24 protein-coding genes and 1 tRNA gene are annotated in these 26,192 nt (G+C 33.2%); 13 read left to right on the top strand and 12 right to left on the bottom strand.

All coding sequences use genetic code 11. The features are described from left to right. Positions 1-287: 287 nt before the first annotated feature. Positions 288-361, bottom strand: a tRNA-Met gene (locus AC1DY0_RS13660). 153 nt (positions 362-514) lie between these two features. Between AC1DY0_RS13660 and AC1DY0_RS13655 the strand changes: the two genes are divergently transcribed. Together AC1DY0_RS13655 and AC1DY0_RS13650 are read left to right on the top strand one after the other, a co-directional pair. Next, complete coding sequence (locus tag AC1DY0_RS13655) at positions 515-907, top strand: START-like domain-containing protein (RefSeq protein WP_116797373.1); 393 nt, start codon at positions 515-517, stop codon at positions 905-907. A 65-nt stretch (positions 908-972) separates the two neighbouring features. Continuing rightward, entirely contained in the window at positions 973-1,812 is an 840-nt protein-coding gene (locus tag AC1DY0_RS13650) for an aminotransferase class IV (protein WP_477189143.1), read from the top strand. Here the strand turns inward: AC1DY0_RS13650 and AC1DY0_RS13645 are convergent. The 5 genes from AC1DY0_RS13645 to AC1DY0_RS13625 all read right to left on the bottom strand — a co-directional run bounded on the left by AC1DY0_RS13645 (position 1,809) and on the right by AC1DY0_RS13625 (position 6,380). Beyond that, positions 1,809-2,369 (bottom strand): YqgE/AlgH family protein, encoded by a 561-nt coding sequence (locus AC1DY0_RS13645; protein ID WP_477189142.1) that lies wholly within the window; start codon positions 2,367-2,369, stop codon positions 1,809-1,811. The two genes, AC1DY0_RS13650 and AC1DY0_RS13645, sit on opposite strands and share 4 nt — an antisense overlap. A 127-nt stretch (positions 2,370-2,496) precedes the next feature. Continuing rightward, positions 2,497-2,769, bottom strand: a complete 273-nt coding sequence (locus tag AC1DY0_RS13640) for an HU family DNA-binding protein (RefSeq protein WP_077375548.1) — start codon at positions 2,767-2,769, stop codon at positions 2,497-2,499. A 182-nt stretch (positions 2,770-2,951) separates the two neighbouring features. Beyond that, positions 2,952-3,899 carry a methionyl-tRNA formyltransferase gene (fmt, locus tag AC1DY0_RS13635; protein ID WP_477189141.1) on the bottom strand — a complete coding sequence of 316 codons (948 nt, stop codon included), beginning with the start codon at positions 3,897-3,899 and terminating at the stop codon, positions 2,952-2,954. Continuing rightward, on the bottom strand, positions 3,899-5,794 hold the full coding sequence (locus tag AC1DY0_RS13630) for a RecQ family ATP-dependent DNA helicase (RefSeq protein ID WP_477189140.1): 1,896 nt from the start codon (positions 5,792-5,794) through the stop codon (positions 3,899-3,901). Before AC1DY0_RS13630 ends, fmt begins: the two co-directional genes overlap by 1 nt. Positions 5,795-5,846: 52 nt before the next feature. Then, positions 5,847-6,380 (bottom strand): AAA family ATPase, encoded by a 534-nt coding sequence (locus tag AC1DY0_RS13625; RefSeq protein WP_477189139.1) that lies wholly within the window; start codon positions 6,378-6,380, stop codon positions 5,847-5,849. A gap of 367 nt (positions 6,381-6,747) precedes the next feature. Between AC1DY0_RS13625 and AC1DY0_RS13620 the strand changes: the two genes are divergently transcribed. From AC1DY0_RS13620 to AC1DY0_RS13605, 4 genes are all read left to right on the top strand, one after another. Further along, entirely contained in the window at positions 6,748-7,044 is a 297-nt protein-coding gene (locus AC1DY0_RS13620) for a DUF493 family protein (RefSeq protein WP_477189138.1), read from the top strand. Positions 7,045-7,046: 2 nt separating this feature from the next. Continuing rightward, the gene (locus AC1DY0_RS13615) at positions 7,047-7,754 is read left to right on the top strand and encodes a DUF4290 domain-containing protein (protein ID WP_477189137.1); all 708 of its coding nucleotides are present in this window, start codon (positions 7,047-7,049) and stop codon (positions 7,752-7,754) included. 132 nt (positions 7,755-7,886) lie between these two features. After that, complete coding sequence (gene murA / locus AC1DY0_RS13610) at positions 7,887-9,206, top strand: UDP-N-acetylglucosamine 1-carboxyvinyltransferase (protein ID WP_477189136.1); 1,320 nt, start codon at positions 7,887-7,889, stop codon at positions 9,204-9,206. Positions 9,207-9,292: 86 nt separating this feature from the next. Further along, positions 9,293-10,168 (top strand): cation diffusion facilitator family transporter, encoded by an 876-nt coding sequence (locus tag AC1DY0_RS13605; protein ID WP_477189135.1) that lies wholly within the window; start codon positions 9,293-9,295, stop codon positions 10,166-10,168. Between the two features lie 71 nt (positions 10,169-10,239). Here the strand turns inward: AC1DY0_RS13605 and AC1DY0_RS13600 are convergent, their stop codons facing one another. Together AC1DY0_RS13600 and aroQ are read right to left on the bottom strand one after the other, a co-directional pair. After that, on the bottom strand, positions 10,240-12,705 hold the full coding sequence (locus AC1DY0_RS13600; protein WP_477189134.1) for a DUF5686 and carboxypeptidase regulatory-like domain-containing protein: 2,466 nt from the start codon (positions 12,703-12,705) through the stop codon (positions 10,240-10,242). An 88-nt stretch (positions 12,706-12,793) separates the two neighbouring features. Beyond that, positions 12,794-13,207 carry a type II 3-dehydroquinate dehydratase gene (gene aroQ / locus AC1DY0_RS13595; RefSeq protein ID WP_477189144.1) on the bottom strand — a complete coding sequence of 138 codons (414 nt, stop codon included), beginning with the start codon at positions 13,205-13,207 and terminating at the stop codon, positions 12,794-12,796. Between the two features lie 395 nt (positions 13,208-13,602). Here aroQ and AC1DY0_RS13590 point away from each other — a divergent pair, with 395 nt between their 5' ends. The 4 genes from AC1DY0_RS13590 to AC1DY0_RS13575 all read left to right on the top strand — a co-directional run bounded on the left by AC1DY0_RS13590 (position 13,603) and on the right by AC1DY0_RS13575 (position 17,530). Next, positions 13,603-14,205 (top strand): outer membrane beta-barrel protein, encoded by a 603-nt coding sequence (locus AC1DY0_RS13590; RefSeq protein ID WP_477189133.1) that lies wholly within the window; start codon positions 13,603-13,605, stop codon positions 14,203-14,205. Between the two features lie 246 nt (positions 14,206-14,451). Beyond that, positions 14,452-14,967 (top strand): hypothetical protein, encoded by a 516-nt coding sequence (locus tag AC1DY0_RS13585; RefSeq protein ID WP_477189132.1) that lies wholly within the window; start codon positions 14,452-14,454, stop codon positions 14,965-14,967. Between the two features lie 78 nt (positions 14,968-15,045). Next, positions 15,046-15,942 (top strand): site-specific tyrosine recombinase, encoded by an 897-nt coding sequence (locus tag AC1DY0_RS13580; protein WP_477189131.1) that lies wholly within the window; start codon positions 15,046-15,048, stop codon positions 15,940-15,942. Between the two features lie 85 nt (positions 15,943-16,027). Continuing rightward, a complete protein-coding gene (locus AC1DY0_RS13575) occupies positions 16,028-17,530 on the top strand; it encodes a PAS domain-containing sensor histidine kinase (protein WP_477189130.1) in 1,503 nt (500 codons plus the stop codon). A 290-nt stretch (positions 17,531-17,820) separates the two neighbouring features. Here AC1DY0_RS13575 and rny read toward each other — a convergent pair whose 3' ends face one another. The 3 genes from rny to AC1DY0_RS13560 all read right to left on the bottom strand — a co-directional run bounded on the left by rny (position 17,821) and on the right by AC1DY0_RS13560 (position 20,183). Then, a complete protein-coding gene (rny, locus tag AC1DY0_RS13570) occupies positions 17,821-19,383 on the bottom strand; it encodes a ribonuclease Y (protein ID WP_477189129.1) in 1,563 nt (520 codons plus the stop codon). A gap of 207 nt (positions 19,384-19,590) precedes the next feature. Next, positions 19,591-19,884, bottom strand: a complete 294-nt coding sequence (locus AC1DY0_RS13565) for a cell division protein ZapA (protein ID WP_477184978.1) — start codon at positions 19,882-19,884, stop codon at positions 19,591-19,593. Positions 19,885-19,892: 8 nt separating this feature from the next. Next, a complete protein-coding gene (locus AC1DY0_RS13560) occupies positions 19,893-20,183 on the bottom strand; it encodes a hypothetical protein (protein ID WP_477189128.1) in 291 nt (96 codons plus the stop codon). Between the two features lie 269 nt (positions 20,184-20,452). On the opposite strand from AC1DY0_RS13560, the gene AC1DY0_RS13555 reads away from it, so the two are divergent. The 3 genes from AC1DY0_RS13555 to AC1DY0_RS13545 all read left to right on the top strand — a co-directional run bounded on the left by AC1DY0_RS13555 (position 20,453) and on the right by AC1DY0_RS13545 (position 25,453). Continuing rightward, positions 20,453-22,150, top strand: coding sequence for a M23 family metallopeptidase (locus AC1DY0_RS13555; protein WP_477189127.1), 1,698 nt, complete (start codon positions 20,453-20,455; stop codon positions 22,148-22,150). A 54-nt stretch (positions 22,151-22,204) separates the two neighbouring features. Beyond that, on the top strand, positions 22,205-24,628 hold the full coding sequence (locus AC1DY0_RS13550) for a TonB-dependent receptor (protein WP_477189126.1): 2,424 nt from the start codon (positions 22,205-22,207) through the stop codon (positions 24,626-24,628). Positions 24,629-24,730: 102 nt separating this feature from the next. Then, positions 24,731-25,453, top strand: coding sequence for a hypothetical protein (locus AC1DY0_RS13545; RefSeq protein WP_477189125.1), 723 nt, complete (start codon positions 24,731-24,733; stop codon positions 25,451-25,453). A gap of 3 nt (positions 25,454-25,456) precedes the next feature. Here the strand turns inward: AC1DY0_RS13545 and AC1DY0_RS13540 are convergent, their stop codons facing one another. Next, a complete protein-coding gene (locus tag AC1DY0_RS13540; RefSeq protein ID WP_477189124.1) occupies positions 25,457-26,158 on the bottom strand; it encodes a DUF2971 domain-containing protein in 702 nt (233 codons plus the stop codon). Positions 26,159-26,192: the final 34 nt, after the last annotated feature.

Genomic DNA, 26,192 nt, shown 5'->3' with positions numbered 1-26,192 from the left:
TAATAGGATTGACGTAAGTGAGGTTGATGTATCTGTAAGTTGGTCTACGATATCAGTAATGTCCATGTACTATAGTTTTATCCAAAATTACAAAGTAAATAATATTATTAGCTAACAATTTAGCAATATTGTGTGTGGATATAGCTTTTTTATCAATGTGGTTTTGTCTGCAATAGGAGAACCTACATTAAGTGTATATAGGGTATTTTATGTGTAAAAAGTCACTCCTTAAAGTCACTCTTAATGAAAAAAGGACTTACGAAAAAACGTAAGTCCTTGATTACCAGTAGCGAAGACGGGAGTTGAACCCGTGACCTCAGGGTTATGAATCCTGCGCTCTAACCGACTGAGCTACCTCGCCATATTTGGGATATATCCTATCCCTGAATGCGGGTGCAAATATAAAACAATAATTAGAGTTTGCAAGCGAAAAACAACAAAAAATATTTTTTTTTCAAAACGTTTTTTTATTGCAGTAATAATCTATATATTCGAAAAAAATTAAGCGATATTCATGGATTTAAAAGTGCGTTACGAAATCGAATTCCCCATAAATTCCTCTCCTCAATTGTTGTATCAATACATTTCGACGCCTTCGGGCTTGTCTGAATGGTTTGCAGATAATGTAAATTCTCGTGGTGAGTTTTTTACTTTTATCTGGAATGACTCACAGGAGAAAGCAAGATTGGCCTCCAAAAAATCAGGAGAAAAAGTAAAGTTTAAATGGGTTGACGACAACAATAAGGATACCGAATATTTTTTTGAATTAAATATATTGGTAGATGAATTGACAAAAGATGTTTCTTTGATGGTGGTTGATTTTGCTCATAAAGAGGAACTTGAAGAGGCGACTCAGCTGTGGGAAAATCAAATTTCAGACCTTAAACATGTTATCGGTTCCGTGTAGTGAAATTGTATATTATAACTTATATTTGTCACGCTTTTTAGCGTGACTTTTTTTTGAAAAATAGTATGATAAATTTTAATGGTGCAATAGTCTCTGAGGACTCGAATATATTAGTACAAAATAGAGGATTTTTATATGGTGACGCGGTCTTTGAGACAGTGAAAATCGTAAACGGTAAAATTCTCTTCTTAGAAGATCATTACTTCAGGTTGATGTCTTCCATGAGAGTTGTTCGAATGGAAATCCCAATGGATTTCACAATGGAATACCTGGAAGATCAAATCCTTACATTGGTTAAAAACAATAATATAGAATCGTCTTCTAGAGCTAGAATTACGGTTTATAGAAATGATGGTGGATTTTATTTGCCGCAAAATAATACTGTTTCTTTTTTGATACAAGCTATATCGCTTGAAAATACAGCCTATTTTATTAGTGAAGGTGAATATGAAGTCGATTTGTACAAGGATTTTTATATCACAAAGCAATTGTTATCCTCAATTAAAACGACAAACCGTTTGATAAATGTAACAGGAAGCATTTATGCTAATGAAAATGGATTGGATAATTGTCTTTTATTAAATGATTCCAAAAATGTTGTAGAGGCGCTACAAGGCAATATTTTTATGCTAAAAGAAAATCGATTAATCACTCCTCCTGTTTCTGAAGGTTGCTTGAATGGGGTTATGAGAAAGCAAATTTTGGAATTAGCCAAAAAAATAAACGGTATTGAAGTGGCTGAGGAGATAATTTCACCTTTTGATCTTCAAAAAGCGGATGAATTGTTTGTGACGAATGTTATTAAAGGTGTGCAACCGATTACAAAATATAGAAAAAAAGAATTTTCGATTGAAGTTTCTAAAACTTTAGTTGCAAAACTGAATGAATCTTTAAGCTTGGCTTAGTTTAAATATGGATTTTCGGGGGCGTTGGACCAAATAAGGTATTCGCCTCCCAATTCTATGATTTGTTCTTTCCAGAAATGGGCAGTTGATTTTCCGATTATTTTGTTCTCGTAATTGTTTCTGGTGATAATCCATGAATTGGCTTCCATTTCTTTTTCAAGTTGGTGCTCTTCCCATCCAGTATATCCCAAAAAGAATCGGATGTTCTCTTTTTTTATTTTGCCTTTATTGATGAGGTCTTTTGTTGATTCAAAATCACCACCCCAATAAATTCCGTTGGATATTTCTATGCTATTTGGTATTAGGTCAGGGATGTTGTGAATGAAATAAAGATTATCCTGCTCTACAGGGCCGCCATTGAAAATCTTAAAATTGGCATTTATTTCGGGAATCAAATCATTGATGGTATATTTCAAAGGTTTGTTCATAATAAAGCCTACGGAACCATCTTCATTATGATCAGCTAATAGGATTACTGATCGATTAAATGACAAGTCTCCAATTATTGATGGTTCAGCAATAAGTAAATATCCTTTTTTTAATTTTTCTGAAATCATAAGGCTATATTTTTAATTAAATTTAAGAAAAATTAAATTTAAATACCAAATTTTTTTGGGCTTAATCGTTTAAAAGCAAAAAAAAACCTTCCAATCGGAAGGTTTAATTATATAAGATAAACTACAATTAGTTTACTGCTCCTTCCAAATCTGCTCCAGCTTTGAATTTTACAACATTTTTTGCAGCGATTTGAATAGTTTTTCCAGTTTGAGGGTTTCTTCCGTCTCTTGCAGCTCTTGAAGATACTGACCATGATCCGAATCCTACTAATGATACTTTACCACCTTTTTTCAAAGTTCCACCTACATTTCCTAAAAATGATTCTAATGCCAATTTTGCAGCAGCTTTTGTAATTCCTGCATCAGCAGCGATAGCGTCGATTAATTCTGATTTGTTCATAATAATTGGATGTTAATTGTTGGTTAAAATAATTGTTAATTAGAACAAAATTAACAGGAAATACGGTCTTTGCAAGTGTTTTATACATTTTTAGCGTATTTTGTTAATAACTTACAATCTTTGTTCATAAAGTGAGCTAAAATTCTGAAAAAAACACCACTTAACTCCTGTTTTCATTGACCTTAATAGGCTTTTGCTTCTTCTGAAAAAGTAATACCATTTAATAATTCAGGGGTAGTCATTTTCTTTTTTCCTGGAAATTGAAGAGATACTATTTGAATATAGCCTTTATCTACTGCGATTTTCATTTCTTTTTTGGTGCAAATTAAGCTGCCAATGCTATGTGTATGTTCTTCTAAAATAGCCTTGGCTTCATAGATTTTTACATTCCACTCTTCGTTTTTGTCGCCAAAAAAGCACCAAGCAGCTGGGTAAGGACTTAGGCCTCGAATTAAATTGTAAATTTCTGTAATCGATTTTGACCAATCAATTTTACAATTTTCTTTATTTAGCTTGTATGCCGTTTTGATATCCGATGGATCACTCTGAATTGTTGTTGTTGCATTTCCACTTTCAATCGCTTTCAAAGTCACTATTACAGTGTCGCATCCTAAATGCATTAATCTATCATGTAATTGCCCTGCATTTTGGGTGTCATCGATTGCCGTTTCAGAACTCAAAATCATCGCTCCAGTGTCTATTTTATCATCGATAAAAAAAGTAGTGACACCAGTTTTTGTTTCTCCATTGATAATTGCCCAGTTAATTGGTGCAGCTCCTCTATAATTAGGTAGTAAAGAAGCATGAAGGTTGAATGTTCCCAATGAAGGCATTTCCCAGACCACTTTTGGTAACATTCGAAAAGCAACAACGATTTGTAGATTAGCGTTCAATGATTTTAATTCTTCAAGAAAACTCTCGTCTTTTAGATTGGTTGGTTGTAATAAGTTTAAATTATTTTCCAGTGCATATTCTTTTACTGCCGAATATTTCAGTTTTTGTCCCCTTCCAGCAGGTTTGTCAGCGGCGGTGATCACACCAACCACTTCGTAATTGTTTTTGATTATGGTGTCCAGAATACCAACGGCAAATTCTGGAGTTCCCATAAATATAATTCTTAATTTTTCCATTAGGCTTTTAAAGTGTATTTATTATTTTTTTGAATTATTAAAAGATCATCTTCCAATAATTGTTGGAGTACAAAGATAACATCGTCTGCAGTATTTTTTGTTTTCTCTTGGATTTCTCTTGAATTTAAATCTTCACTTTGTAATAAAGTCATGATTTTTTTTAAAAGAGCATTGTAGTCTTTTTTAGGTTTAGCCACTGTTATGCAGTAGGAACAAATGCCACAATTGGAAGTTGCTTTTTCTCCAAAATAATCCAAAATCATTTTACTCTTACAAACATTCTTTTCCTTTACATAATTTAGTACCGATTGCAGTTGTTCTTTTTTGAGTTCGTTTTGTCTTATTAAATATTTAGAAACTTTATTTATTGTTCTTTCATCTTCCCGAATTTCATTGAAGATTAATGTAGCGTCATTGTTTTTAGAATGGTATTCTATAATTTCTTTGTCTTTTAGCTTATGCAATACGGCTAGTATTTCGGCTTCAGAATGATTGGATTTTTTTGCAATCATTGGTAAATTGAATGCGGTTTGCATTTCATAAATTCCAGGATAAGTCCGTAGAATAGTCAAAATGATTTCTTCATCATTGGGATTCAAACTCGTATAGCGAATGACTTCTTTGGATGGAATTAAAAATTGTAATGTAATCTTTTCTGAGAATTCCTGGGACAAAGTCAAAACGCCTTGACCATCTAAAAAACGCATTGCATTGAATGTTTTTAGTGCTGGAAATCCATATTTCAAACAAAAATGATGCAAATTAAAAGTGAATTCTTCATTAATTCCTTCTCCGTAGGCAATCTGAAAGTAATTGCAGAGTTTGATAAACATAGTGTTCAAAAACGCTTTGTCCGGCAAAACGTTTATGAATTGATTTTCAGTCTGGATAATATCCGTTGGACTGGTTAATAAAACGGCATATGCTTTTTCTCCGTTTCTTCCAGAGCGTCCTGCTTCTTGATAATAATTTTCTATGTTTTCGGGTAACTGAATATGGATAACGGTTTTAACATTAGGCTTGTCAATTCCCATTCCAAAGGCATTTGTGGCAACAATGACCTGCGCCTTTTCTTCCATCCAGAGTTGCATGTTTTTGTCTTTTTCTCTAGAGGTAAGACCGCCGTGATAATAAGTGGCTTGAAATCCTAAGGTTTGCAATTGGGCTGAAATTTCCAAGCATGCTTTTCTATTTCTAACATATATAATTGATGGCTGAGGATTTTTTTTCAGAATTTGTTGTATCCGAAAAAGTTTGTCTTCCACTTCAAAAACCATGTAGGCAATATTCTTTCTGGCAAAAGATTTCTCAAACTGCTTAGGATTGTGTAATCCTAGTTCTTTAATAATATCCTCTTTTACTCTTGGAGTGGCAGTTGCGGTCAAAGCCAAAAATGGAACTTTTGGAAAATAGGTTTTCAATGCCGAAATCTTCAAGTACGCAGGGCGAAAATCATGCCCCCATTGCGAAACACAATGCGCTTCGTCAATAGTTATCAAATTTATAGGGAGATTTTTTATACGTTCCAAAATCCAGTCCGACTGCAAGCGCTCCGGAGATACATACAGAAATTTATAATTCCCAAATTGGCAATTGTCCAGCAAGTCAATCATCTCCTCAGATCGTATGCCTCCAGTCAAAGCGATGGCTTTAATACCTCGATTTTGCAAATTGGCAACTTGATCTTTCATCAAGGCAACCAACGGAGAAATAACCAGGCAGATTCCTTCATTCATCAAGGCAGGCACCTGAAAACAAATTGATTTCCCACCACCTGTTGGCATCAAGGCAAAAGTATCTTCGCCACTCAAAACCGAATCAATAATTTCTTTTTGTAGTGATCTAAAGGTGCTATGTTGCCAATATTTCTGAAGAATTGCTAATGCTTCTGGCATTATTTCTGGTTTAGATTTTTAATAATTTGCAATCTTGATTTTCAAGAAATTGCTAAATTTTATCTAATATAAAAAGAATTCTGTTATCTACACTATCTTTTGGCACTTCAATTAGATTATATCCATAATCTGTGTACGTTTTAGTAAGGTGTTTGTAGATGGTTTTTGCTTGTTCAAAGTTCTCATAGCGCTCACTGTCGCTTTCATAAATCTCCTCCCAAGGTGGAAGCATGAAAATTTTGGTGTACACATTTTCGCGACAGGCATTATCAAAATGCTCAGGAAAATCATCACCAATATAGTCTAGGTAAGCAACAACGTCAGGAATTCCACGGTCAATAAATACCCATTTATGGGACTCATTTTGGGCGTTGTTAAATTGTTTTATTCTGCCGTCAAGCAACATTTGGCTAAACAATAAAGGATCTTCCAGAAACAATTGTTCAATACCTCTTTTTTGGGCTTCAAGTGTAACTTCACGAGAAATTTCAGGATAACAACAATAGCCTTTCGTTTCCAGACCTTTAATAATGGAGCTTTTCCCAGTACCCGGGCCGCCAATGATAACAATAATTTCTTTCTGCACTTTCTGTAATTAAGCGGCAAAAATACTCAAACTTATTGGAAATTAAAAAGTTTATTGATTGCTAATTACAGCCGAATAATAAGGAGCGAATGATGGGGATTTTTCAGTATAAATGGTTCCTGCTGTCCGCTATATTACATCTCGTAGAAAAAACGAGATGTAATGCCACTTCCATCAGGGCTAAAGGAGAGACATAGTGTATTTTTATAAACATAACTTTGATTGAAATTCATCTTAGAAATAAAAGAAAAATGTTAGTTTGGCACTTATTGTTTCATAAAACTTAAATCCATACTTATAATTCCTAAATCTAAAATCTAAAATCTAAAATCTAAAACGTATATTTGCCTTTATTTTTAATTTAAGAATGGACAACGATAAAGAAAAAGAGGCTGCAGAGTTTTATGAAAGACTGAAGGTTGAGTTGGACAATAGTAATTCCTGGCCTGCAGAATATTTGTTTAAATTTATAGTTCCCACCACCGAGGAAAATATCCAAAAAGTGGAAAATGCTTTCAATTGCATGGGAGCCGTAATCAAAACAACAAAATCCAAAACTGGAAAATTTACTAGTGTTTCAGTAGATGTAACTGTCAAAGATTCGCAAGAAATAATAGATAAGTACCAAGAATTATCCACAATAGAAGGTATAGTTTCCTTATAATTATGATCGAAAAATATAAAAAAGAAAATGCGAATGATGTTGTTTTCAATTTGGAATACAATTCCGAAAGAGAGCATTTAATCATTCCAGAATATGGTCGTCATTTGCAAAAATTGATCGAGCAGGCTACCGTTATTGAAGATGAAGTAGAACGCAACAAAACGGCAAAATACATCATTCAGGTAATGGGAAGTTTGAATCCTCACTTGCGTGACGTACCCGATTTTCAGCACAAACTTTGGGATCAGCTTTTTATTATGTCTGATTTTAAGTTAGTTGCAGATTCTCCTTATCCAATTCCATCAAGGGAAGTATTGCAACTTAAGCCAGATGTTTTAAAATATCCTCAAAACTACCCGAAATACAGGTATTATGGGAATAACATCAAGTATATGATTGATGTAGCAAACAAATGGGAAGAAGGGGAAATGAAAAGTGCATTGGTCAAAGTAATTGCCAATCATATGAAAAAATCCTATTTGAGTTGGAATAAAGATACCGTAAAAGACGATGTGATTTTTGAACATCTTTATGAATTATCAGACGGGAAGTTGAATTTATTGCAAAGTTCTGAGGAATTATTAAATACCACCGATTTACTAAGAACCAACAAAAGGATTTCTAATAAAATTGGCCCGGCAGGACAACCAAAAATTCAAAGTAACAAGAATAATAAAACGGGGAAACCAAAACCGTTCCAAAAAAAATAAATAAAAAAGAGAAGCTAAGGTGCTAAGTTCCTAAGTTTCTAAGAAGCATAGGAGCATTTTAGTTCAATGTCTTAGTAACTCAGAACCTTAGAATCTTAGAATCTTCAAGTCAAAGAATCTTAAATCAAAAACATGGAAGTTTTCAAAATAGAAGGAGGAGTTCATCTAAAAGGGGAAGTAATACCGCAAGGAGCGAAAAACGAAGCATTACAAATTTTGTGTGCAGTACTTTTAACGCCAGAAAAAATAACAATCAACAATATCCCAGATATTATCGATATCAACAAATTGATAAAGCTTTTGGGGAATTTGGGAGTTAAAATTGAGAAACTAGGACATGGTTCTTATACTTTCCAATCTGATGAGGTGAATGTAGGATATCTAGAAACTGAAGCTTTCAAGAAAGAAGGTGGTTCTCTTCGTGGTTCCATTATGATTGTTGGGCCACTTTTGGCACGTTTTGGAAAAGGGTATATCCCGAAACCAGGTGGTGACAAAATTGGACGTAGAAGATTGGATACCCATTTTGAAGGATTCATCAATTTAGGAGCTAAATTTAGATACAATAGAGAAGACCATTTTTATGGAGTAGAAGCTCCAGATGGACTTGTCGGAGCTGATATGTTACTTGATGAGGCATCTGTAACTGGAACTGCCAATATCGTTATGGCTGCAGTTTTGGCCAAAGGAAAAACAACAGTTTACAATGCTGCTTGTGAACCTTATTTGCAACAACTTTGTAAAATGTTGAACTCTATGGGAGCCAATATTACAGGAGTTGGATCTAATTTATTGACTATCGAAGGAGTTGAAAAACTAGGTGGTTGTGTTCATAGAATTTTACCGGATATGATAGAAATAGGTTCTTGGATTGGTCTTGCGGCTATGACAAGAAGCGAAATTACAATCAAAGATGTAAGTTGGGAAAATCTAGGGGTGATTCCAAATGTATTCAGAAAATTAGGAATCACATTGGAGAAAAGAGGGGATGATATTTTTATTCCAGAACATAAAGACGGTTACGAAGTAAAAACAGATATTGACGGTTCAATCCTTACTATCGCCGATGCACCTTGGCCAGGATTCACACCCGATTTATTGAGTATCATATTAGTAGTTGCCACTCAAGCCAAAGGAGATGTTTTGATCCACCAAAAAATGTTTGAAAGCCGTTTGTTCTTTGTTGATAAATTGATTGATATGGGAGCCAAAATCATGTTGTGTGATCCACATAGAGCTGTAGTTATAGGTCATGATTTTAAATCTGTTCTAAAAGCAACAACAATGTCTTCTCCTGATATTCGTGCAGGAATCTCATTATTGATTGCGGCACTATCTGCCAAAGGAACAAGCACAATCCAAAATATTGAGCAAATCGATAGAGGATATGAGCGCATAGATGAACGTTTACGAGCCATAGGAGCTAAAATAGTTCGAGAAAAACAAAATTAAAAGAATAACAATTTTAAAATCGCTTAAATAAATTTAATTTTCATTTGAAATTAGTTTGTTTAAGCGATTTTTAGTAGAATAAAAATATGTCAGATAAAGCTAATGAACAAAAAGCCATAAAGGCAACCTATTTTAGTATAATCGGGAACACTTCCCTCGCTCTTATAAAAGGGTTGGCTGGCTTTTTTGGGAATTCCTATGCCTTAGTTGCCGATGCGATAGAATCTACAACGGATATCTTTGCTTCTCTTTTAGTTTTGTTTGGTATAAAATATTCAAATAGACCAGCAGATGATAATCATCCCTACGGACACGGTAGAGCCGAGCCGTTGATTACCTTTTTGGTAGTTGGTTTTTTGATTACATCAGCTACGATTATAGGTTATGAGAGTATTATAAATATCCAAACCCCTCACGAATTGCCAAAATCGTGGACACTTTATGTACTTGGCGCAATCATTCTTTGGAAAGAGTATTCTTTTCGATTGGTGATGAAAAGAAGTAAAGAAACCAATAGTTCTTCCCTTAAAGCCGATGCTTGGCATCACCGAAGTGATGCCTTAACTTCGGTTGCGGCATTTATTGGGATTTCGATAGCATTGTTTTTGGGGAAAGGATATGAAGCTGCCGATGATTGGGCTGCCTTGTTTGCTTCGGTTTTCATTTTGTATAATAGTTACCTGATTTTTAGACCAGCACTTGGTGAAATCATGGACGAACATTTGTATGATGATTTGGTTGAAGAAATTAGAGAAGTTTCTCATCAAGTGGATGGAATTATCGATACTGAAAAATGTTTTATCAGAAAAGCGGGAATGAAATATCATGTTGATCTTCATGCTAGAGTAAAAGGGTCAATTACCGTAAAGGAAGGACATGATTTGTCTCATTTACTCAAAGATACCCTTCGGGAGAAAATACCAGAATTGGGACATGTTTTGATTCATATTGAGCCGGATTAGAAAATGATTATAAAAAAATAAAACCAATACAATTTAAAAAGTATTGGTTTTTTTATTACTGTGGTTCGGGTTTAATTCAAGAATTTAATTCCAACAATTACACCGTCTTTTTGAAATCCGTTTTGGTAAGAGCGAACATAATCCAGTCGGAACATTTTAAATTTTCCAAAACCAAGGTTGTCCAAACCTACGCTGTATTCAGAATAAGGATTTCTATTTGGTATGGCAAGCAGGTGATAACCTAAAACTAAGTTTGATTTTAGTAGATTCAACAACGGAATTTTATTCGTGATATAGCCTTTGTCATTGTGTTCTGTATGTAACTCAAAATAACTATCATTGGTGCTGTTGGTGTAATAAGGCATCAAATTAAATACATTCAAATAACTTTCTGAGAACCCAATATAGGTTTGATTTCCATTGAAATGTTTGTAGTCCACAAATGAAATTTGATCGGCGTTAAAGAATTTGCCTCCTTTGGCATTCAACGATAAAATTCCTTTGTTTCCTAGTTTTGCATCATATTCAATCTTGGCTTTTAGATGGTCAAATTCATAATTTTTTTCGCTCCCGGCGAATCCTTTTTCATAACCTAATGTAAGTATCGGATAATTGCCGTTTGAAAAATTATACTTTCCGTCAGGGCGGGTTATATAATTTTGATCAAAATTAATTCTGGCATCCACTTTGGCTTTTACCAAATTGTATTTTTCGAATGCTGGGGTTGTATAATCTTTTGGAGCCCAAGGATTATTGGAAGTGTAGTTTTTTTCTTTTGGGAAAAAGGTTTGGTCCGTTGTGTTTGATAATGGTTTATTTTCTAAATAATCGACTTTGGCCTTCATGAAAATTCCATTGGTGATTTCGCGTTGGTATAAAAATGAGATGTAATTATTTTCATAAATCTTCATTAAATTTTCTTCGAAAAATAAAGTGGTAACGGAGTTTAATAACTCTTTAATTGGCTTTTCTTCATTAAACTGGGCTATACGATTACCACCGGAAATTTGAATTTCACTTTTGTTGGTATTGTTAAATTTATGGATAAAGCTTCCTGTTGATCTAAATTTGTCTTCGGAGAAACCATAATCAAAATCAACTCCAAATCGAGTGTATTTTCCTTTTTCCCGGTCATCTTTTGTATAGGACAATCCAGTACTGATTTTCCAGCCCTGTACAGTGTTAAAGTTGATTCCGGTTAATATTCCATCATATTTAGCAGACCATTTTTGAAATGAATTTTTATAGGAATATCCAGTAATGGGGTCTAAAAAATGGAATTTATTATTCTTTTTGTCTATAGAATCGAGATATACCTGTGATTTCTTTTTGGTTTGCAGAATATCTTTCTTGGTATAATCGGTGCTTTCTTCAATGGTTAAAGGAATTGGACGAATGGTATTCCAATATTCGTCTCCTTTTTTGTTGGCATTTTCTTCAAAAGTCAGAACTTCTTTTGTAAATGTTTTTTTTGTGAATGTAGGTTCAAATTCAAAATTCGAAAAGACATAAGTAAATTTTCCAGAAATATTAATGCTTAGCATTCCAAAGGTGAAATCGATTGTCTGAGTGTTTTTTATCCAAATTTTGGTATCTGAATTGTAACTGAAGTTTTGTTTTAAAGTCAATAAGTTCAATGCTGGATTTTGCATTTGCTCCCCTTTAATGTTAACATCAACTGCATATATTGCCCAACTGTCATCTAAGATATAAATGTAACCTTCCATGACGGGCTCCGATTCTCTTTTTGGTGTGACTTTTATTTTATTGATTTGTTGATTGTTTTCATTGTAAAATGAGCCTTCCAGTTTGTATTTATAGTAGTTGAAAGCATTGTCTGCAATTGGTGAAACTACATTCACATCAAACGGTAAGTAATTGTCGTAAAAATCAAAGTTAGCCGATGCTGCATTGTTGAAACTGAATCCATTATCATTACCGCTTACTTTGGAGGCAATAATAGTTTCCTTCATTTTGTCTGGCTTCTGAAAAGAAATTTTTGAAACGGTTTCAGATAAATAAAGGATTCCGCTGCGAGTAGAATCCAAAACTTCATCAAACATGTCTAATTTTTTCCCTAGAATCTTTTTAGGGGCATCTTTGATTCGGAAAATACCACGGGAATAAAAATCAGCTTTGTATTTAGCCGTTTTTTCAATATTTATTTTTTTATAGGCAATAGCATTTTTGATAATCTGATTGGCAGGATTGTCATTGGGATTGATTACAACCTCATTTAAAGTAAAGCTTTCCTCTGTTAATTTTATATCCAAATTATAAGGAAAAGTAGCGATGTCTATTGTTGACTTTTGAGTTTTGAATCCTAAAAATTGAAAGACCACGGTGTGCTTGCCAAGCTTTTTTGTGTTTAATTCATAAAATCCCTGCTCATTGGAAGTGGTTCCGTTATAGGTATTGTCTTCGTAGATGGTAACGGAAGACAATGGATTTCCTTTTTCATCGGTTATTTTGCCTTTAACTTGGGCAAAACTAAAAAGTCCAGTAACTAAAAAAAGGAACAAAAAAGCGTTTTTCATAAATTATAGTTTTGATGTTTGACGCTTTTTTGTAAGGTATGTTACATGTGAAAATGTATGATTTTTTATAAAATTTGTTAAAAAGTGATTATAAAAAAGACTGAATTGCCAAATCATAACTTTTTAAACCAAAACCCAGAATTACACCTTTGGCATTTCCCGAAATATATGATTGATGCCTAAAACTTTCACGGGCATAAGTGTTTGAAATATGAACTTCGATTACTGGTGTGGTTACCGCTTTGATAGCGTCGCCAATTCCTATGGAAGTATGGGTGTAAGCGCCAGCATTGAGGATAATACCGTCATAAGTAAAACCCAATTCTTGTATTTTACCAATTAATTCTCCTTCGATATTGCTTTGGTAGTAGGTCAATTCTATTTTTGGAAACTTATTTTTTAAAAGTTCAAAATAATCTTCGAATGTTTGAGTTCCGTAAACTTCAGGTTCTCTTTTTCCTAGTAAATTTAAATTTGGACCATTAAGGATGGCTATTTTCATATGTTGATATTTATTGGTTTTATCGGCTATAATTAATTCGCATATCATTATTGGTGCTTGCGACCAATTTGACGTTATGCTCATTTCATAAATTTTTGTTTTGTAAAAATAAATAATCCTTATAGATTAAAGATCTACTTTTTGTCTAAAATCCATTGTTTTTTTTAATTGAACGCATTGGTTTGATTTTGTTAAGAAAAAAAATCTCTTTTTGAATTGTTCTAGGTAATTTGTTTTTGTTGTAAACTACTTTTGTATAGTTATTTGTATTTTTGTTAAGTTTTGATGAATTGGATATTGAGGTTTTGTTTTAACATTAAATCAAGGTTTGGTTTGTAAATATTAGACACTATTTCGTACATTTACAGGCATAATAACAAACAAAACAAAAAAAAATGAAAAGAATTATTTTATTATTGGTTACAGTTTTTGCTTTTAGTTTTGCAAATGCTCAAGAATCGGGAATGACTAAAGCTACTTTTTCAAAAGGGGATATGTGGCTTGAGGGTGGAATTACTTTAACTACTGGAGACAGCAGTGATGATTATTTTGCGATAACACCTAAATTTGGTTATTTTTTGGATGAAAAATGGGCTGTAGGTGGTGATTTTAATATCTCATCAGTGTCTTATTTGCCTAATAGTAATAATCTTGATAAATCAAATTCGTATGGAATTGGAGTATTTGCAAGATATTATTTCTTGAATCTAGGGAATTTCAAAGCATTTGGAGAAGCTGGTTTGGGTTACAACCACACAAAATTGGAGTATATGAATGGTGGCTCTAATGTTAATAATGGTATTAAAGCTAATATTGATTTAGGAATCAATTATTTTTTCACTCCAAAATGGGCTGCAACATTTACTCTAGCTGAAATTTTAAGCTATAATAATGCAAACCCTGAAAATGGTTCTAGTACTAGTGACTTAGTGATTAATGTGAATTTATTCAATAATATTTTTGCTCAACCAAAATTTGGACTATTGTACAAATGGTAGTTTAATTATTTCAATTTATTAAAACCTCCCAATTCGGGAGGTTTTTTTTATATACAAAAGAGTTCTTACTTTATTTGAAAAAAAATAATGGTTCTTAAAATCTAAAAAATAGTAATAAATTATATTATTGATTATCAGTAAATTGTTTTTTTTATTGATTAAAATGAGAAAAATATTGTTATTTTTTTATTAAAAGAAGAGGAATAATAATACATTTGCCGAAAATAACTATTAAAATAAAAAAAAATGAAAAAATTAATTTTTGCTGCTGTAGCAGTATTAGCATTTGGTTTTGCAAATGCACAAGAACAAACAAAAAAAGGGAAATGGTTAATTGAGGCTAACACAAATTTTGGAGCTACTACAGTTGGTAACACAAGTTTTCAATTAGCTTCTTCTGATGGTGATACTGCTTGGAACTTAGGAGCAGAAGCTGGTTACTTTGTTGCAGATAATTTGGCTGTTAAAGCTGGACTAGGTTATGGAGATGACGGAAGCGACTTTAATTCAAGTGTTTTTTCTTATAAAGTAGGAGCAAAATATTATTTGCTGAATAAATTTCCTCTTGAGGCTTCTTTTACAGGAGCAAGTATAGAGGATTTTAACGAAAATCCTTCTTATTTAGGATTACAAGCAGGATATGCTTGGTTCTTGGGACCAAACGTTTCTGTTGAGCCAGGTCTTCGTTACAATATTTCGTTAAACAATGATTTTTATGAAGATGTCTTCCAATTAAATATTGGATTTGCATTACACTTCTAATATTTGTTAGGAATCAAAAAAAAAACCTCCCAACTCGGGAGGTTTTTTTTTACCCCAAAAAGTCCTTACTTTGTTCAAATGAATTGGGAATCGTATTTAAAGAGTTATCAATCCTATCTTAAGATTGAAAGAGGTTTATCAAAAAACACCATTGATAATTATTCTTTTGATATTGAGAGGTTGTGCTTGTTTTTAAATCAAAATTCTATTCAGGTATCACCTATAGCGATTAATGAGGAAACTGTACAGCAATTCATTTATGCTGTTTCTAAAGAAGTAAACCCAAGGTCGCAGGCCAGAATAATTTCTGGATTGAAAAGTTTTTTTTCTTATTTGATTTTTGAAGATTTTAGAAACGACAATCCTTTAGAATTAATCGAATCTCCAAAAACAGGGCGTAAACTTCCAGATACCTTGGCAGTCGAGGAAATCGACGCTATTATCTCGGCAATTGATTTGAGTTCAAATGAAGGGGAGCGCAATCGTGCCTTGCTGGAAACTTTATACGGTTGTGGTCTTCGGGTTTCCGAATTGGTTTCCTTAAAAATATCCGATTTGTTTTTTGAGGAAGGATTTATCAAAATTACCGGAAAAGGTAATAAACAGCGGTTCGTTCCAGTTGGGGATTTGACCCAAAAATATATTGGAATTTATAGAAATGAAGTGCGAGTTCATCTTAGCATTCAAAAGGGTTTTGAAGATACTTTATTCTTAAACCGAAGAGGACGGCAATTGACTCGTGCGATGATTTTTACCATTATCAAAGATTTGACTGTAAAAATCAATCTGAATAAAAAAATCAGTCCCCATACTTTTAGGCATTCTTTTGCAACCCATTTGTTAGAAAATGGTGCCGATTTGCGTTCAATTCAATTGATGCTTGGCCATGAATCTATTACTACTACCGAGATTTATGTCCATTTGGATAGAAAATTTTTAACTGAAGTGATGAATGCTTATCATCCTAGAAAGTGATTTTTTGAATAAAATTCAATGTTTTGTGTAATATCTGTTTAAGATTCAATAGTTTTGTTAGTAAACTAAAGAAGTATAGTAAATAATGATTTTTACAGCCAATAAAAACCCAGAAGATTTAAATAAATTATACGAAAGTTTAATCAAGCAGCTTCCGAATATTATTTTTCAGATAAGGGTAAATTCCCAAAAACAAATAGCTGTCGATTTTTTGAGCAAACCCATTGAGTTTTTAAATGAATTTTCCATAAATGAGTTTCTGGAAGATTCATATAAATTATCGAATTATAAAATTTATGAGCCGGATTTGAAAGTCTTTTTGGATTCGTATGAAAAGGCCCTTTCAAGCAAAGAAAAATGGGAAATTGATTTCAGATTATTAATGCCAGAAAGCGGTTATAAATGGATTCGTATTGATGCTACCCCCAAAAAAAATGATAATGAGGAGGTGGTTTTTTATGGACTGATTTCAGACGTAACGGTAGTAAAAGAACAAGAAATTAGACTAAAAGTTGCTGACGAAAGGTATCATTTTGCAGTGCAAGCTTCGGATAGGGGAGTTTGGGATTGGGATTTGATAACCAATAAAGTGTATTATTCTTCCGAGTCGATGAAAATTTTGGAACTGACTGAATCAGATTTAGTTGCCGCTCCTGAAGAATGGGACGAAAGAGTACATCCAGATGATAGGGATGAATATTATGGAAACATAAATCAGCATTTTGAAAATAAAATCCCTTTTTATGAAACCTGTCATCGCGTTCTTTGTAACGGTAAATACAAATGGATTCTAGATAGAGGCAAAGTGATTGAAAGAGATGAAGATGACAAGCCATTGCGAATAGTAGGTACTCACACTGATATATCTGCACAAAAAGAAAAAGAAATCGAGCTAGCCAAAATGCTAGAAATCGTAAATACACAGAATAATAAATTGCTGAATTTTGCCCACATCGTTTCCCATAATTTAAGAACACATAGCGGAAACATAAAATCATTACTGGATTTGCATCAAGAAGCACTTCTATCGAATGAAGATACGTTAAGTAATATTCAGATCGTTTCAGATGAATTGTTCTCTACAATCGAAAATTTAAACGATTTGGTAAACATATATGCTGAAAGGGAAAGCGACATGCAATTATTAAAGCTCAATAGTTTTATTGATAAAGTTCTGGACGTTTTAAACGAGTCAATTAAACTGAAGGGGATTCAGGTTCTGAATTATGTGCCTAAGGCTTTAAAAGTGTTTTGTGTACCGGCCTATCTGGAAAGTATAATGTTGAATTTGGTTACCAATGCAATTAAATATTCTGATCCCAATAAAGATCCAAAAATCATTTTTACAACGGAGGCCAATGATGATTTTGTAGTTCTGAATGTAAAGGATAATGGATTGGGAATTGATCTCGAAAAACATCAAGACTCTATTTTTGGATTGTATAAAACATTTCACAGAAACAATGACGCGAGAGGAGTTGGTCTATATCTTACCAAAAACCAAATTGAAAATATGGGAGGTAAAATCGAAGTGGAGAGCACCCTTAATTTTGGATCTACTTTTAAAATTTATTTCAAAAAAGGATAGGAAAATAGTAAGGAGCGAAACATTAGGCTTTATCGGGAAATATCGTTCCTGCTGTCCGCTATATTTCCCGATTAACAAAAACTACGGCAAAAAAGCCTTGTTTTTCTAAATCGGGAGATGCCACTTCCATCAGGGCTAAAGAGTCAACATAGTCTATTTTTGGAAAAACTGCCTAAATAGTCAACAGTAAAAAAGCATCTAAATAAAAAATCCAAATTCCAATTGTTGATAAATTGGGATTTGGATTTTTTGGTATTTTACACTCTCTTGCTTTTAATAGATAGTGGTTTTTATTTTGCGATATTCACGGCTCTAGTTTCTCTAATTACGGTAACTTTCACTTGACCTGGATAAGTCATTTCAGTTTGTATTTTTTGAGAGATTTCAAACGATAAATTAGCGGCATTTTCATCAGATACTTTTTCGCTTTCTACGATTACACGTAGTTCTCTACCAGCTTGGATTGCATAAGCATTTTTCACTCCGCTAAATCCGTAAGCTACTTCTTCAAGATCTTTCAGACGTTGAATGTAAGAATCCAAAACTTGTCTTCTTGCACCTGGTCTTGCACCTGAAATAGCATCACAAACCTGAATAATAGGAGATAGTAATGATTTCATTTCTATTTCATCGTGGTGAGCTCCAATCGCGTTACAAACTTCTTCTTTCTCACCATATTTTTCAGCCCACTGCATTCCTAATAATGCGTGTGGTAAATCACTTTCTGCATCTGGCACTTTACCAATATCGTGAAGTAATCCAGCTCTTTTGGCAAGTTTAACATTTAGTCCTAATTCAGCTGCCATAATTCCACAAAGTTTAGAAACTTCACGGGAGTGTTGTAATAAATTTTGTCCGTAAGAAGAACGATATTTCATTCTACCAACTACTTTTATTAACTCTGGGTGTAATCCGTGGATTCCCAAATCAATAACAGTACGTTTACCTACCTCAATGATTTCATCATCAATTTGTTTAGTTGTTTTTGCAACAACTTCTTCAATACGAGCAGGGTGTATACGTCCGTCAGTAACTAATTTGTGTAATGCCAAGCGAGCAATTTCTCTACGTACTGGGTCAAAACAAGAAAGAATAATTGCCTCAGGAGTATCGTCAACGATAATTTCAACTCCGGTTGCTGCTTCAAGCGCTCTAATATTTCTACCTTCACGTCCAATGATTCTACCCTTTACATCATCCGATTCGATGTTGAAAACAGAAACGCAGTTTTCTACAGCTTCTTCGGTACCCACTCTTTGGATAGTGTTGATGATGATTTTTTTGGCTTCTTGTTGAGCTGTTAATTTAGCTTCTTCAATAGTGTCCTGAATATGAGACATTGCTTTGCTCTTCGCTTCACCTTTAAGACCTTCGATAAGTTGTTCTTTGGCTTCATCGGCAGATAGTCCAGAAATAACTTCTAGCTGTTGTAATTGACTTTTGTGTAGTCTATCAACCTCTACTTGTTTTTTCTCTAAATTTTCAATTTTAGACTCGTATTCTGCAGTTTTTGCTTCAAAATCATCATTTACTTTCTTTGCTTTTGATAATTCATTTGAAATCTGTGATTCTTTGTCGCGAACTCTTTTTTCTACTTCAGCTACTTTTTTGTCTCTGGCTAAAATTACTTGTTCGTGTTCCGATTTTAATTCAATGAATTTTTCTTTTGCTTGAAGAATTTTATCTTTTTTAATGTTTTCTGCCTCAAGATTGGCATCTTTTAGTATAGAAGTTGCTTCTTTTTTTGCGCTTTTAATCAAATTAGAGATGTTGCTTTTTTCGATGATTTTGGCGATGCCAAATCCTAGCGCAATACCCGTAATTCCTGAAATAATTATTGTTATGATGTCCATGTTTGTTAAAAATTTATATATAAAAAAAGCCTACATTAGAAGTTGTATAAACTCGAAAAGACAAGTTTTGAGCTAACTCACTGTTCAAGTTTCCTCGCCGAAGCGTGGCATACTATAGTAGTGATGATTCGCTCATTCTAAATTGTTAGTGTTGAGTTTACCAATATGAACTAATGTAGGCAGTATCTTAGTCTTTGTAAAGAACGTTTAATTTTCGAGATATTCGTCCAAAAGCAAATTGATTTTGTTTAATCTTTCAATGGTTTCATCTCCATTTATAGCATTGTCAATCTGTTTTTGTTCTGCTTGAGACGCAAATTGTAAAGCGCACATCGCCAATACATCTTGTTTATCTCGCACAGCATAATTTTCTTCAAACTGCTTAATCATCGCATCAATTTTTTTAGAAGCACTTCTAAGTCCTTCTTCCTGGGAGAAATCTACCGTTAACGGGTAAACTCTGTCTGCAATTGATATTTTAATTTTAAGCTTTTCGTCCATAATTTTTACTAATCTGATAGCTGGGCTATACAGTAATCAATTTCACGAATTATTGAATTTATTTTAAGCTTTGTATCTCTTTTGTTATCGTCACTGCCTAATAATGCATTGGCTATTTTGAGTGTTTCTAATTGTGTTTTTAAGGCTTCAATCTCTTTGGATTGATTTTGTACTAACACTGCAGCGTTCTTTAACTCTATGTATAATTCTTGATTGTTTTTCTCCAAACTTTTTATTTTCAAAAAAAGTTTTCCAATCTTATTTTCAAGAGTATCAATTATTTCTGCAATCACACTCATTATAATTCCTATTCATTACTTAATCTTACAAAGTTAGTATTCCTTTTTATTATTGCAATATTTTATCGATTTTTTTACGTTAAAATAATCAATTATTTATAAATCAGTTTATTGGGATTTGGTTTTATTTTGTCTTGTGGGTTTTAGTTGCTTTTTTTATCTTAGCAAAAATGTATTCCATGAAATGAGCATAGTCCAAAATCGGTCGCAGACACTAATGCTGTTATGCGAATTACATTTGACCGATAAAATACAATAAATATTCACAAATGAAATTTTCTTTTTTTTTATTAGTCTTCACAACTACTCTTTTTGCTCAAACAGATTATCCTAAAAATTATTTTTGTCCTCCGCTTGATATTCCACTACAATTATCTGGGAATTTTGGCGAATTGAGGCCAAGTCACTTCCATGCCGGTTTTGATATGAAAACCCTTCAAAGAGAAGGCTTAAACGTATATGCAGTTGCTGATGGATATGTTTCGAGAATTAAGATTTCTACTTTTGGAAACGGAAAAACAATTTATATAGATCATCCAAATGGATATACTTCGGTCTATGGACATTTGCAAAAAGCAACAGATTCTATTGAGAGTTTTATAAAGAAAACGCATTATAAAGAGCAGTCTTTTGAAATTGAAATGTATTTTAAACCCAATGAAATGCAAGTCAAAAAAGGACAATTGATTGCTGTTTCGGGTAATACAGGTGCTTCCGAAGGGCCTCATTTGCATTTTGAATTTCGTGATACCAAAACAGAGAAAATTATCAACCCGATGTTTTTTGGTTTTGATGCTTTAATGAAAGATACCAAGAAGCCAATAGTCTCCAATTTGTATGCTTATCCTTTAGATTCGAAAACAACGGTAAATCATTCGCAACGACCTATTCCAATTAATTTATCCTTACAAAAGGACGGAACTTATATGGCAGATAAAGTTATTGCTAACGGAAAAATAGGTTTTGGTATTATTGCTAATGATTATGATGATGTGTCTTTCAATAAAAATGGAATTTTTGACGTGAATTTGTCCTGCAACGGAAAATCTATTTTTGGTTATCAATTTAATACCTATTCTTTTGATGAAATGCGATATGTGAATGCGTTGATTGATTATTCGCTTTATAAAAAAACAGGGCAAAGGGTCCAAAAATTATTTATGAATCCGCCTTATAATTTGAGCATCATAAAAACCGACGAAACCAATGGAATTATCACAGTACTTCCCAATTTGACCTCAGTTTGTAGTTTGGTGGTTTCTGATTTTTATGGAAATAAAACCACAATTGCGATTCCTGTTGAATATGATTTGCTCACAACTATAATTGAAAAAGAACCTGTTGTTGCCAATTATGTTGTGAAAGCGACAAAGGATTGTTTTTTTGAAAAAGATAAATGTTCTGTTTTCTTTCCAGCAGGGACATTTTATGGTGATTTTAATTTGAATTTTGATGTAAAAGCTAATGTTTTGACTGTACATGATGATACAGTTCCGGCACACACAAATTTTACAATTAGTATGGAAAATGATAGTTATTCAGCGGATCAAAAAGATAAAATATTTATTGGGCGTATAGAAGGGGGAAGGGTGAGTTATAATACGACACGCGAAAAAAACAATGTTTATGAGACCAGAGTAAAAACTTTAGGACAGTATAAATTAGTGTTAGACACTATTGCACCAGTAATTAAGATTGCAAAATCTATTGAAGGAAAAAAATCGGACAACCAAAAACTACTTCAGGTGAGTATATCCGATAGCTTGTCTGGAATTAAATCCTATAATGGTTATATCAACGGAAAATGGATTTTGATGGAATATGATAATAAAACAGGACTATTGACTCATAATTTTAGTGATGGAATTGTTGCTGATGGGGACAATGAATTAAAGGTTGTAGTAGTTGATAATGTAGGGAATTCTTCTATCTTTGAAACTCGTTTTCAAAGAAATCAAAAACAGTAAAAGCAAAATCAATTGAATATTTTTAAATCCCTATGTTGTTTTATTTTTTTATGGATGGGAATGAATTCATTTGCTCAAACGGCTTTTGTAAAAGGTATCGTTTTGGATGAAAAGAGTCTTCCTGTTGAGGGTGTGAATGTATCTTCTCCTAATAATACGACTCAGACAAATGAAAAGGGATTTTATCAAATTGCTATTCCTTCCAATCAAATAATTACACTTGAATTTACCCATATTTCTTTAAAAAAAGCCAGTTTAAAAATTTCTTTAAAACCAAATGAAGTTTATGTGTTTAATATGCGCATGAATGATCAAGAGGAGCAAATGGGTGAGGTTATAATCAATAGCAATAATAAGAAAACGGTTCAGGGGATTGTTACTTTTGAAGCTAAAGACATTCGTTTTATTCCAGGTGCCAATGCGGGTATCGAAAATGTTTTGAAAACATTACCAGGAGTCAATTCAAATAATGAACTCAGCACACAATATTCGGTACGTGGTGGAAATTATGACGAAAATTTAGTTTATGTTAATGAAGTAGAAGTGTATCGCCCTTTCCTGATTCGATCTGGACAACAGGAAGGGTTGAGTTTTACCAACACTGATTTAGTACAAAATATAGAATTTTCGGCTGGAGGTTTTCAAGCAAAGTACGGTGATAAAATGTCTTCTGTTTTGGATATCACCTACAGAACACCTACACAATTTGGTGCAATTCTTGAAATGAGTTTTCTAGGAGGAAGCCTTGCTGTTGATGCAGTTTCGAAAGATAAAAAATGGTCGGCAATTACAGGAATAAGATATAGAAACAACAGTCTTCTTGTCAATAGTCAAGAAACACAAACTAATTATACTCCTACTTTTGCAGATATCCAAACCAATATCAGTTATCAAGCTTCGGCAAAATGGCAATGGAGTTTTCTAGGGAATATTTCTCAGAATAAATATTTGTACCAACCGTTGACTCGCCAAACCAATTTTGGTACAGCAGATGCACCAATGGCTCTTGCTGTTTATTATGAAGGCAAAGAGAAAGATAAATATGATACTTATTTTGGAGCTTTAAAAAGCACTTATCAAGTGAGCGATAGTTTTACCTTAAAATTTATTGGGTCTGTTTTTCATACGATAGAACAAGAATATTTTGATATTTATGCACAATATCGTTTAGGGGAAGTGGATACGAATATTGGATCGGATACTTATGGTGATATTGCCTTTTCAAGAGGAATTGGCTCGCAACTCAATCACGCCCGAAATGATTTGGATGCTTTAATTGCCAATTTGGAAGTAAAAGGTTTTAAAAATTGGAAGCAAAATCAAATCGAATGGGGAGTTAAATACACTAGAGAATCCATTCGAGACCGAATTTCGGAATGGGAAGTTATTGATTCAGCAGGGTTTTCGATACGCCCTCCACTTGGTTTGCCAAAAAATGATGAGCCTTATCAGCCATATTCAGGATTATTAATTCCATACCAATATGTAAGTGCCATTAATTTTACAAATATTGATAGATTTTCTGCTTATGGACAATGGGGAAGGAAAGACAATTTAGGGACAAACGAGATTTGGTATAATTTGGGTGTACGAATGCAAAGTTGGGAAGTGTCAGGGGATAATTTAGATAGTAATTTTCAAACTATTTTTAGCCCGAGAGCTCAATTTGCCATCAAACCAAATTGGAAAAAAGATATGCTTTTCAGATTTACAGCTGGTATTTACAGTCAACCGCCATTTTATAGGGAGCTGCGTGATTATGATGGAGTAGTGCAACCCGATACTAAAGCCCAGAAATCCATAAATTTTGTTTTGGGTAATGATTATAGTTTTAAAATGTGGGAGCGCCCATTTAAATTGGTTACCGAAGCCTATTATAAAAAAATGACGGATGTAAATCCTTATACTATTGACAATGTGAGGATACGCTATGCTGCAGATAATAATGCAGTTGCTTATGCACAAGGGATCGACGTTCGGCTTAATGGTGAATTTGTTCCTGGAACCGATTCTTGGATTAGTTTCGGGTATTTAAAAACTGAAGAGAATATTGATGATAAAGGATATATTGCAAGACCAACGGATCAGCGATTGAAATTTGGGCTTTTGTTCCAAGATTATATGCCAAAGATTCCAAGTTTGAAGCTGTATCTTAATATGGTTTACAATACTGGATTACCAGGTGGTTCGCCCGCTTATGCCGATCCCTATTTGTACCAAAACAGATTGAATGATTATCGTCGGGTTGATGTTGGGTTTTCAAAAGTCTTTATTGATCAAAAAGTTGGGATGTCGAATAAGAAATTTTTTAAGAATTTTAAAGAGCTATCTTTAGGTTTTGAAATTTTCAACCTTTTTGACAATCAAAATGCCATTACCAATACTTGGGTTCGTGATGTATATACCAAAACAGAATATGCGATTCCAAATTATATGACAACCCGAGTTTTTAACTTGAAGTTAAATATGAGGTTGTAGGCTATTTTTTGGGATTGACAGAATTAATAAATCTGTTGTATATTTCCTTTCCATTTTTAAAAATGATTACATTTGAGTTTATTTTTTAATATTAAAATTATTATGAGAACATCACATTTTGTCTATATTGGGATTTCGCTTTTGCTTTTGGCAAGCTGTAAAGAAGAAATTGAAAAGCCGAAAGTGACTTACGATGCTTCAAAAATTGGTAGAGAACTCACCAAAGCTGATTCTACCCAAATAAAAATTGCCGATTTGCCAATTCAAATGCAAGGAACTGAATATTTGATTCATCCTGTAGGTGATTTGAGTGTTTATGAAAAAGGTACAAAAAATAGATATGGTTCTTCGAGTGTGAATGATTTGAGTTTTACTATATCAAATGCATCCGAGTATGAAATTACTGGATTTTTGCAGAATCTTAAATTCCAAAAAATAGGTTCAGATTCTATAAAAGCATTAACGGACAAACCTGTTTTGATTCAAACGGCAACATACTTAAAAACCATTTCCGACAAAATCAACAAGCAAATTATGGTGTATTCGATGATGGATATGGATACCAATAAAGATGGTAAACTCGATGTAAGCGATATTACAACATTGTATTTGAGTGAAATTAGCGGAGATAAATTGACCAAAGTTTCTCCAGATTTACAGGAATTGATTGATTGGAACTTAATCGAATCCCAAAAACGTTTGTACTTTAGAACAGTTGAAGATACCAACAAAAACGGAAAATTTGACAGCAAAGATGTAGTGCATTATAATTACATCAATTTAGCCGATAAAGACTGGAAAGTAGAGAGCTATAATCCAATATAAAAGCTAAATCAAAATATCGCTTTCTAAATCAGATTTTTCTATTTCAAAATCAAATCCTAGCTGTTTTACCAATTGAATTACTAGGTTTTTATACCAATTCTCGGATTTGGGATGGATGTAGATTTTTTCAATCAATTGGGTGATGTCTACATTTATTTTTAGCCCATCATTTAGTTTTACAGTATTCTCGGTTACATCGGTAATGATTCGAACCTCACGTTCGTATTGAAAACTTTTTCGTTTGAACAAAAAGGGGAAAAACAAATCGTCAAACGGAATGTATTCTTTTTTGTAATCGATATAATTGACCTCGCCAATATATTGTTTGTAATTTTTTTCGGGAACCAAAGCATTCTGAAGTCTTTTTACTGTAGATTGTATTGCTAATCCTTCGCTATTCTGTGTAAAAATTTGCCACATTGCAAATGATTCGTATTCATTGATATGCCAACTGCTGATTGCCACTTTCTCCCGATGTGTTTTGTAGTAATTTAAAAAATCAGGATTGTTTATGGAAAGTTTTTTGATTTCCTCAAATGTCGGTTCGCTAAAAGTACCTTCGTATTGATCTTCAAATTTATCCGATCGGGACATGAATAATTTTTGCGAAAGCAATAAATCCAAAAACTTCGACAAGTCCAGATATTTCCATACAATGGTATCTGAATCTTGTGGAAGTTTTATGTTGGGATTATTGAGATACATTGTTTAAGGTTATAAGTTTAGAGGGTTTAAAAGT

The sequence above is a fragment of the Flavobacterium sp. P1_E4 genome (assembly GCF_056405915.1).
This window is presented reverse-complemented; position numbering and strand designations above follow the sequence as displayed.

Excerpts from the sequence above, each read along its gene's own strand:
- AC1DY0_RS13655 (WP_116797373.1), top strand. The coding sequence starts at position 515 with ATGGATTTAAAAGTGCGTTACGAAATCGAATTCCCCATAAATTCCTCT.
- AC1DY0_RS13650 (WP_477189143.1), top strand. The coding sequence starts at position 973 with ATGATAAATTTTAATGGTGCAATAGTCTCTGAGGACTCGAATATATTA.
- AC1DY0_RS13645 (WP_477189142.1), bottom strand. The coding sequence starts at position 2,369 with ATGATTTCAGAAAAATTAAAAAAAGGATATTTACTTATTGCTGAACCA.
- AC1DY0_RS13640 (WP_077375548.1), bottom strand. The coding sequence starts at position 2,769 with ATGAACAAATCAGAATTAATCGACGCTATCGCTGCTGATGCAGGAATT.
- fmt (WP_477189141.1), bottom strand. The coding sequence starts at position 3,899 with ATGGAAAAATTAAGAATTATATTTATGGGAACTCCAGAATTTGCCGTT.
- AC1DY0_RS13630 (WP_477189140.1), bottom strand. The coding sequence starts at position 5,794 with ATGCCAGAAGCATTAGCAATTCTTCAGAAATATTGGCAACATAGCACC.
- AC1DY0_RS13620 (WP_477189138.1), top strand. The coding sequence starts at position 6,748 with ATGGACAACGATAAAGAAAAAGAGGCTGCAGAGTTTTATGAAAGACTG.
- AC1DY0_RS13615 (WP_477189137.1), top strand. The coding sequence starts at position 7,047 with ATGATCGAAAAATATAAAAAAGAAAATGCGAATGATGTTGTTTTCAAT.
- murA (WP_477189136.1), top strand. The coding sequence starts at position 7,887 with ATGGAAGTTTTCAAAATAGAAGGAGGAGTTCATCTAAAAGGGGAAGTA.
- AC1DY0_RS13605 (WP_477189135.1), top strand. The coding sequence starts at position 9,293 with ATGTCAGATAAAGCTAATGAACAAAAAGCCATAAAGGCAACCTATTTT.
- AC1DY0_RS13600 (WP_477189134.1), bottom strand. The coding sequence starts at position 12,705 with ATGAAAAACGCTTTTTTGTTCCTTTTTTTAGTTACTGGACTTTTTAGT.
- aroQ (WP_477189144.1), bottom strand. The coding sequence starts at position 13,207 with ATGAAAATAGCCATCCTTAATGGTCCAAATTTAAATTTACTAGGAAAA.
- AC1DY0_RS13590 (WP_477189133.1), top strand. The coding sequence starts at position 13,603 with ATGAAAAGAATTATTTTATTATTGGTTACAGTTTTTGCTTTTAGTTTT.
- AC1DY0_RS13585 (WP_477189132.1), top strand. The coding sequence starts at position 14,452 with ATGAAAAAATTAATTTTTGCTGCTGTAGCAGTATTAGCATTTGGTTTT.
- AC1DY0_RS13580 (WP_477189131.1), top strand. The coding sequence starts at position 15,046 with ATGAATTGGGAATCGTATTTAAAGAGTTATCAATCCTATCTTAAGATT.
- AC1DY0_RS13575 (WP_477189130.1), top strand. The coding sequence starts at position 16,028 with ATGATTTTTACAGCCAATAAAAACCCAGAAGATTTAAATAAATTATAC.
- rny (WP_477189129.1), bottom strand. The coding sequence starts at position 19,383 with ATGGACATCATAACAATAATTATTTCAGGAATTACGGGTATTGCGCTA.
- AC1DY0_RS13565 (WP_477184978.1), bottom strand. The coding sequence starts at position 19,884 with ATGGACGAAAAGCTTAAAATTAAAATATCAATTGCAGACAGAGTTTAC.
- AC1DY0_RS13560 (WP_477189128.1), bottom strand. The coding sequence starts at position 20,183 with ATGAGTGTGATTGCAGAAATAATTGATACTCTTGAAAATAAGATTGGA.
- AC1DY0_RS13555 (WP_477189127.1), top strand. The coding sequence starts at position 20,453 with ATGAAATTTTCTTTTTTTTTATTAGTCTTCACAACTACTCTTTTTGCT.
- AC1DY0_RS13550 (WP_477189126.1), top strand. The coding sequence starts at position 22,205 with ATGGGAATGAATTCATTTGCTCAAACGGCTTTTGTAAAAGGTATCGTT.
- AC1DY0_RS13545 (WP_477189125.1), top strand. The coding sequence starts at position 24,731 with ATGAGAACATCACATTTTGTCTATATTGGGATTTCGCTTTTGCTTTTG.
- AC1DY0_RS13540 (WP_477189124.1), bottom strand. The coding sequence starts at position 26,158 with ATGTATCTCAATAATCCCAACATAAAACTTCCACAAGATTCAGATACC.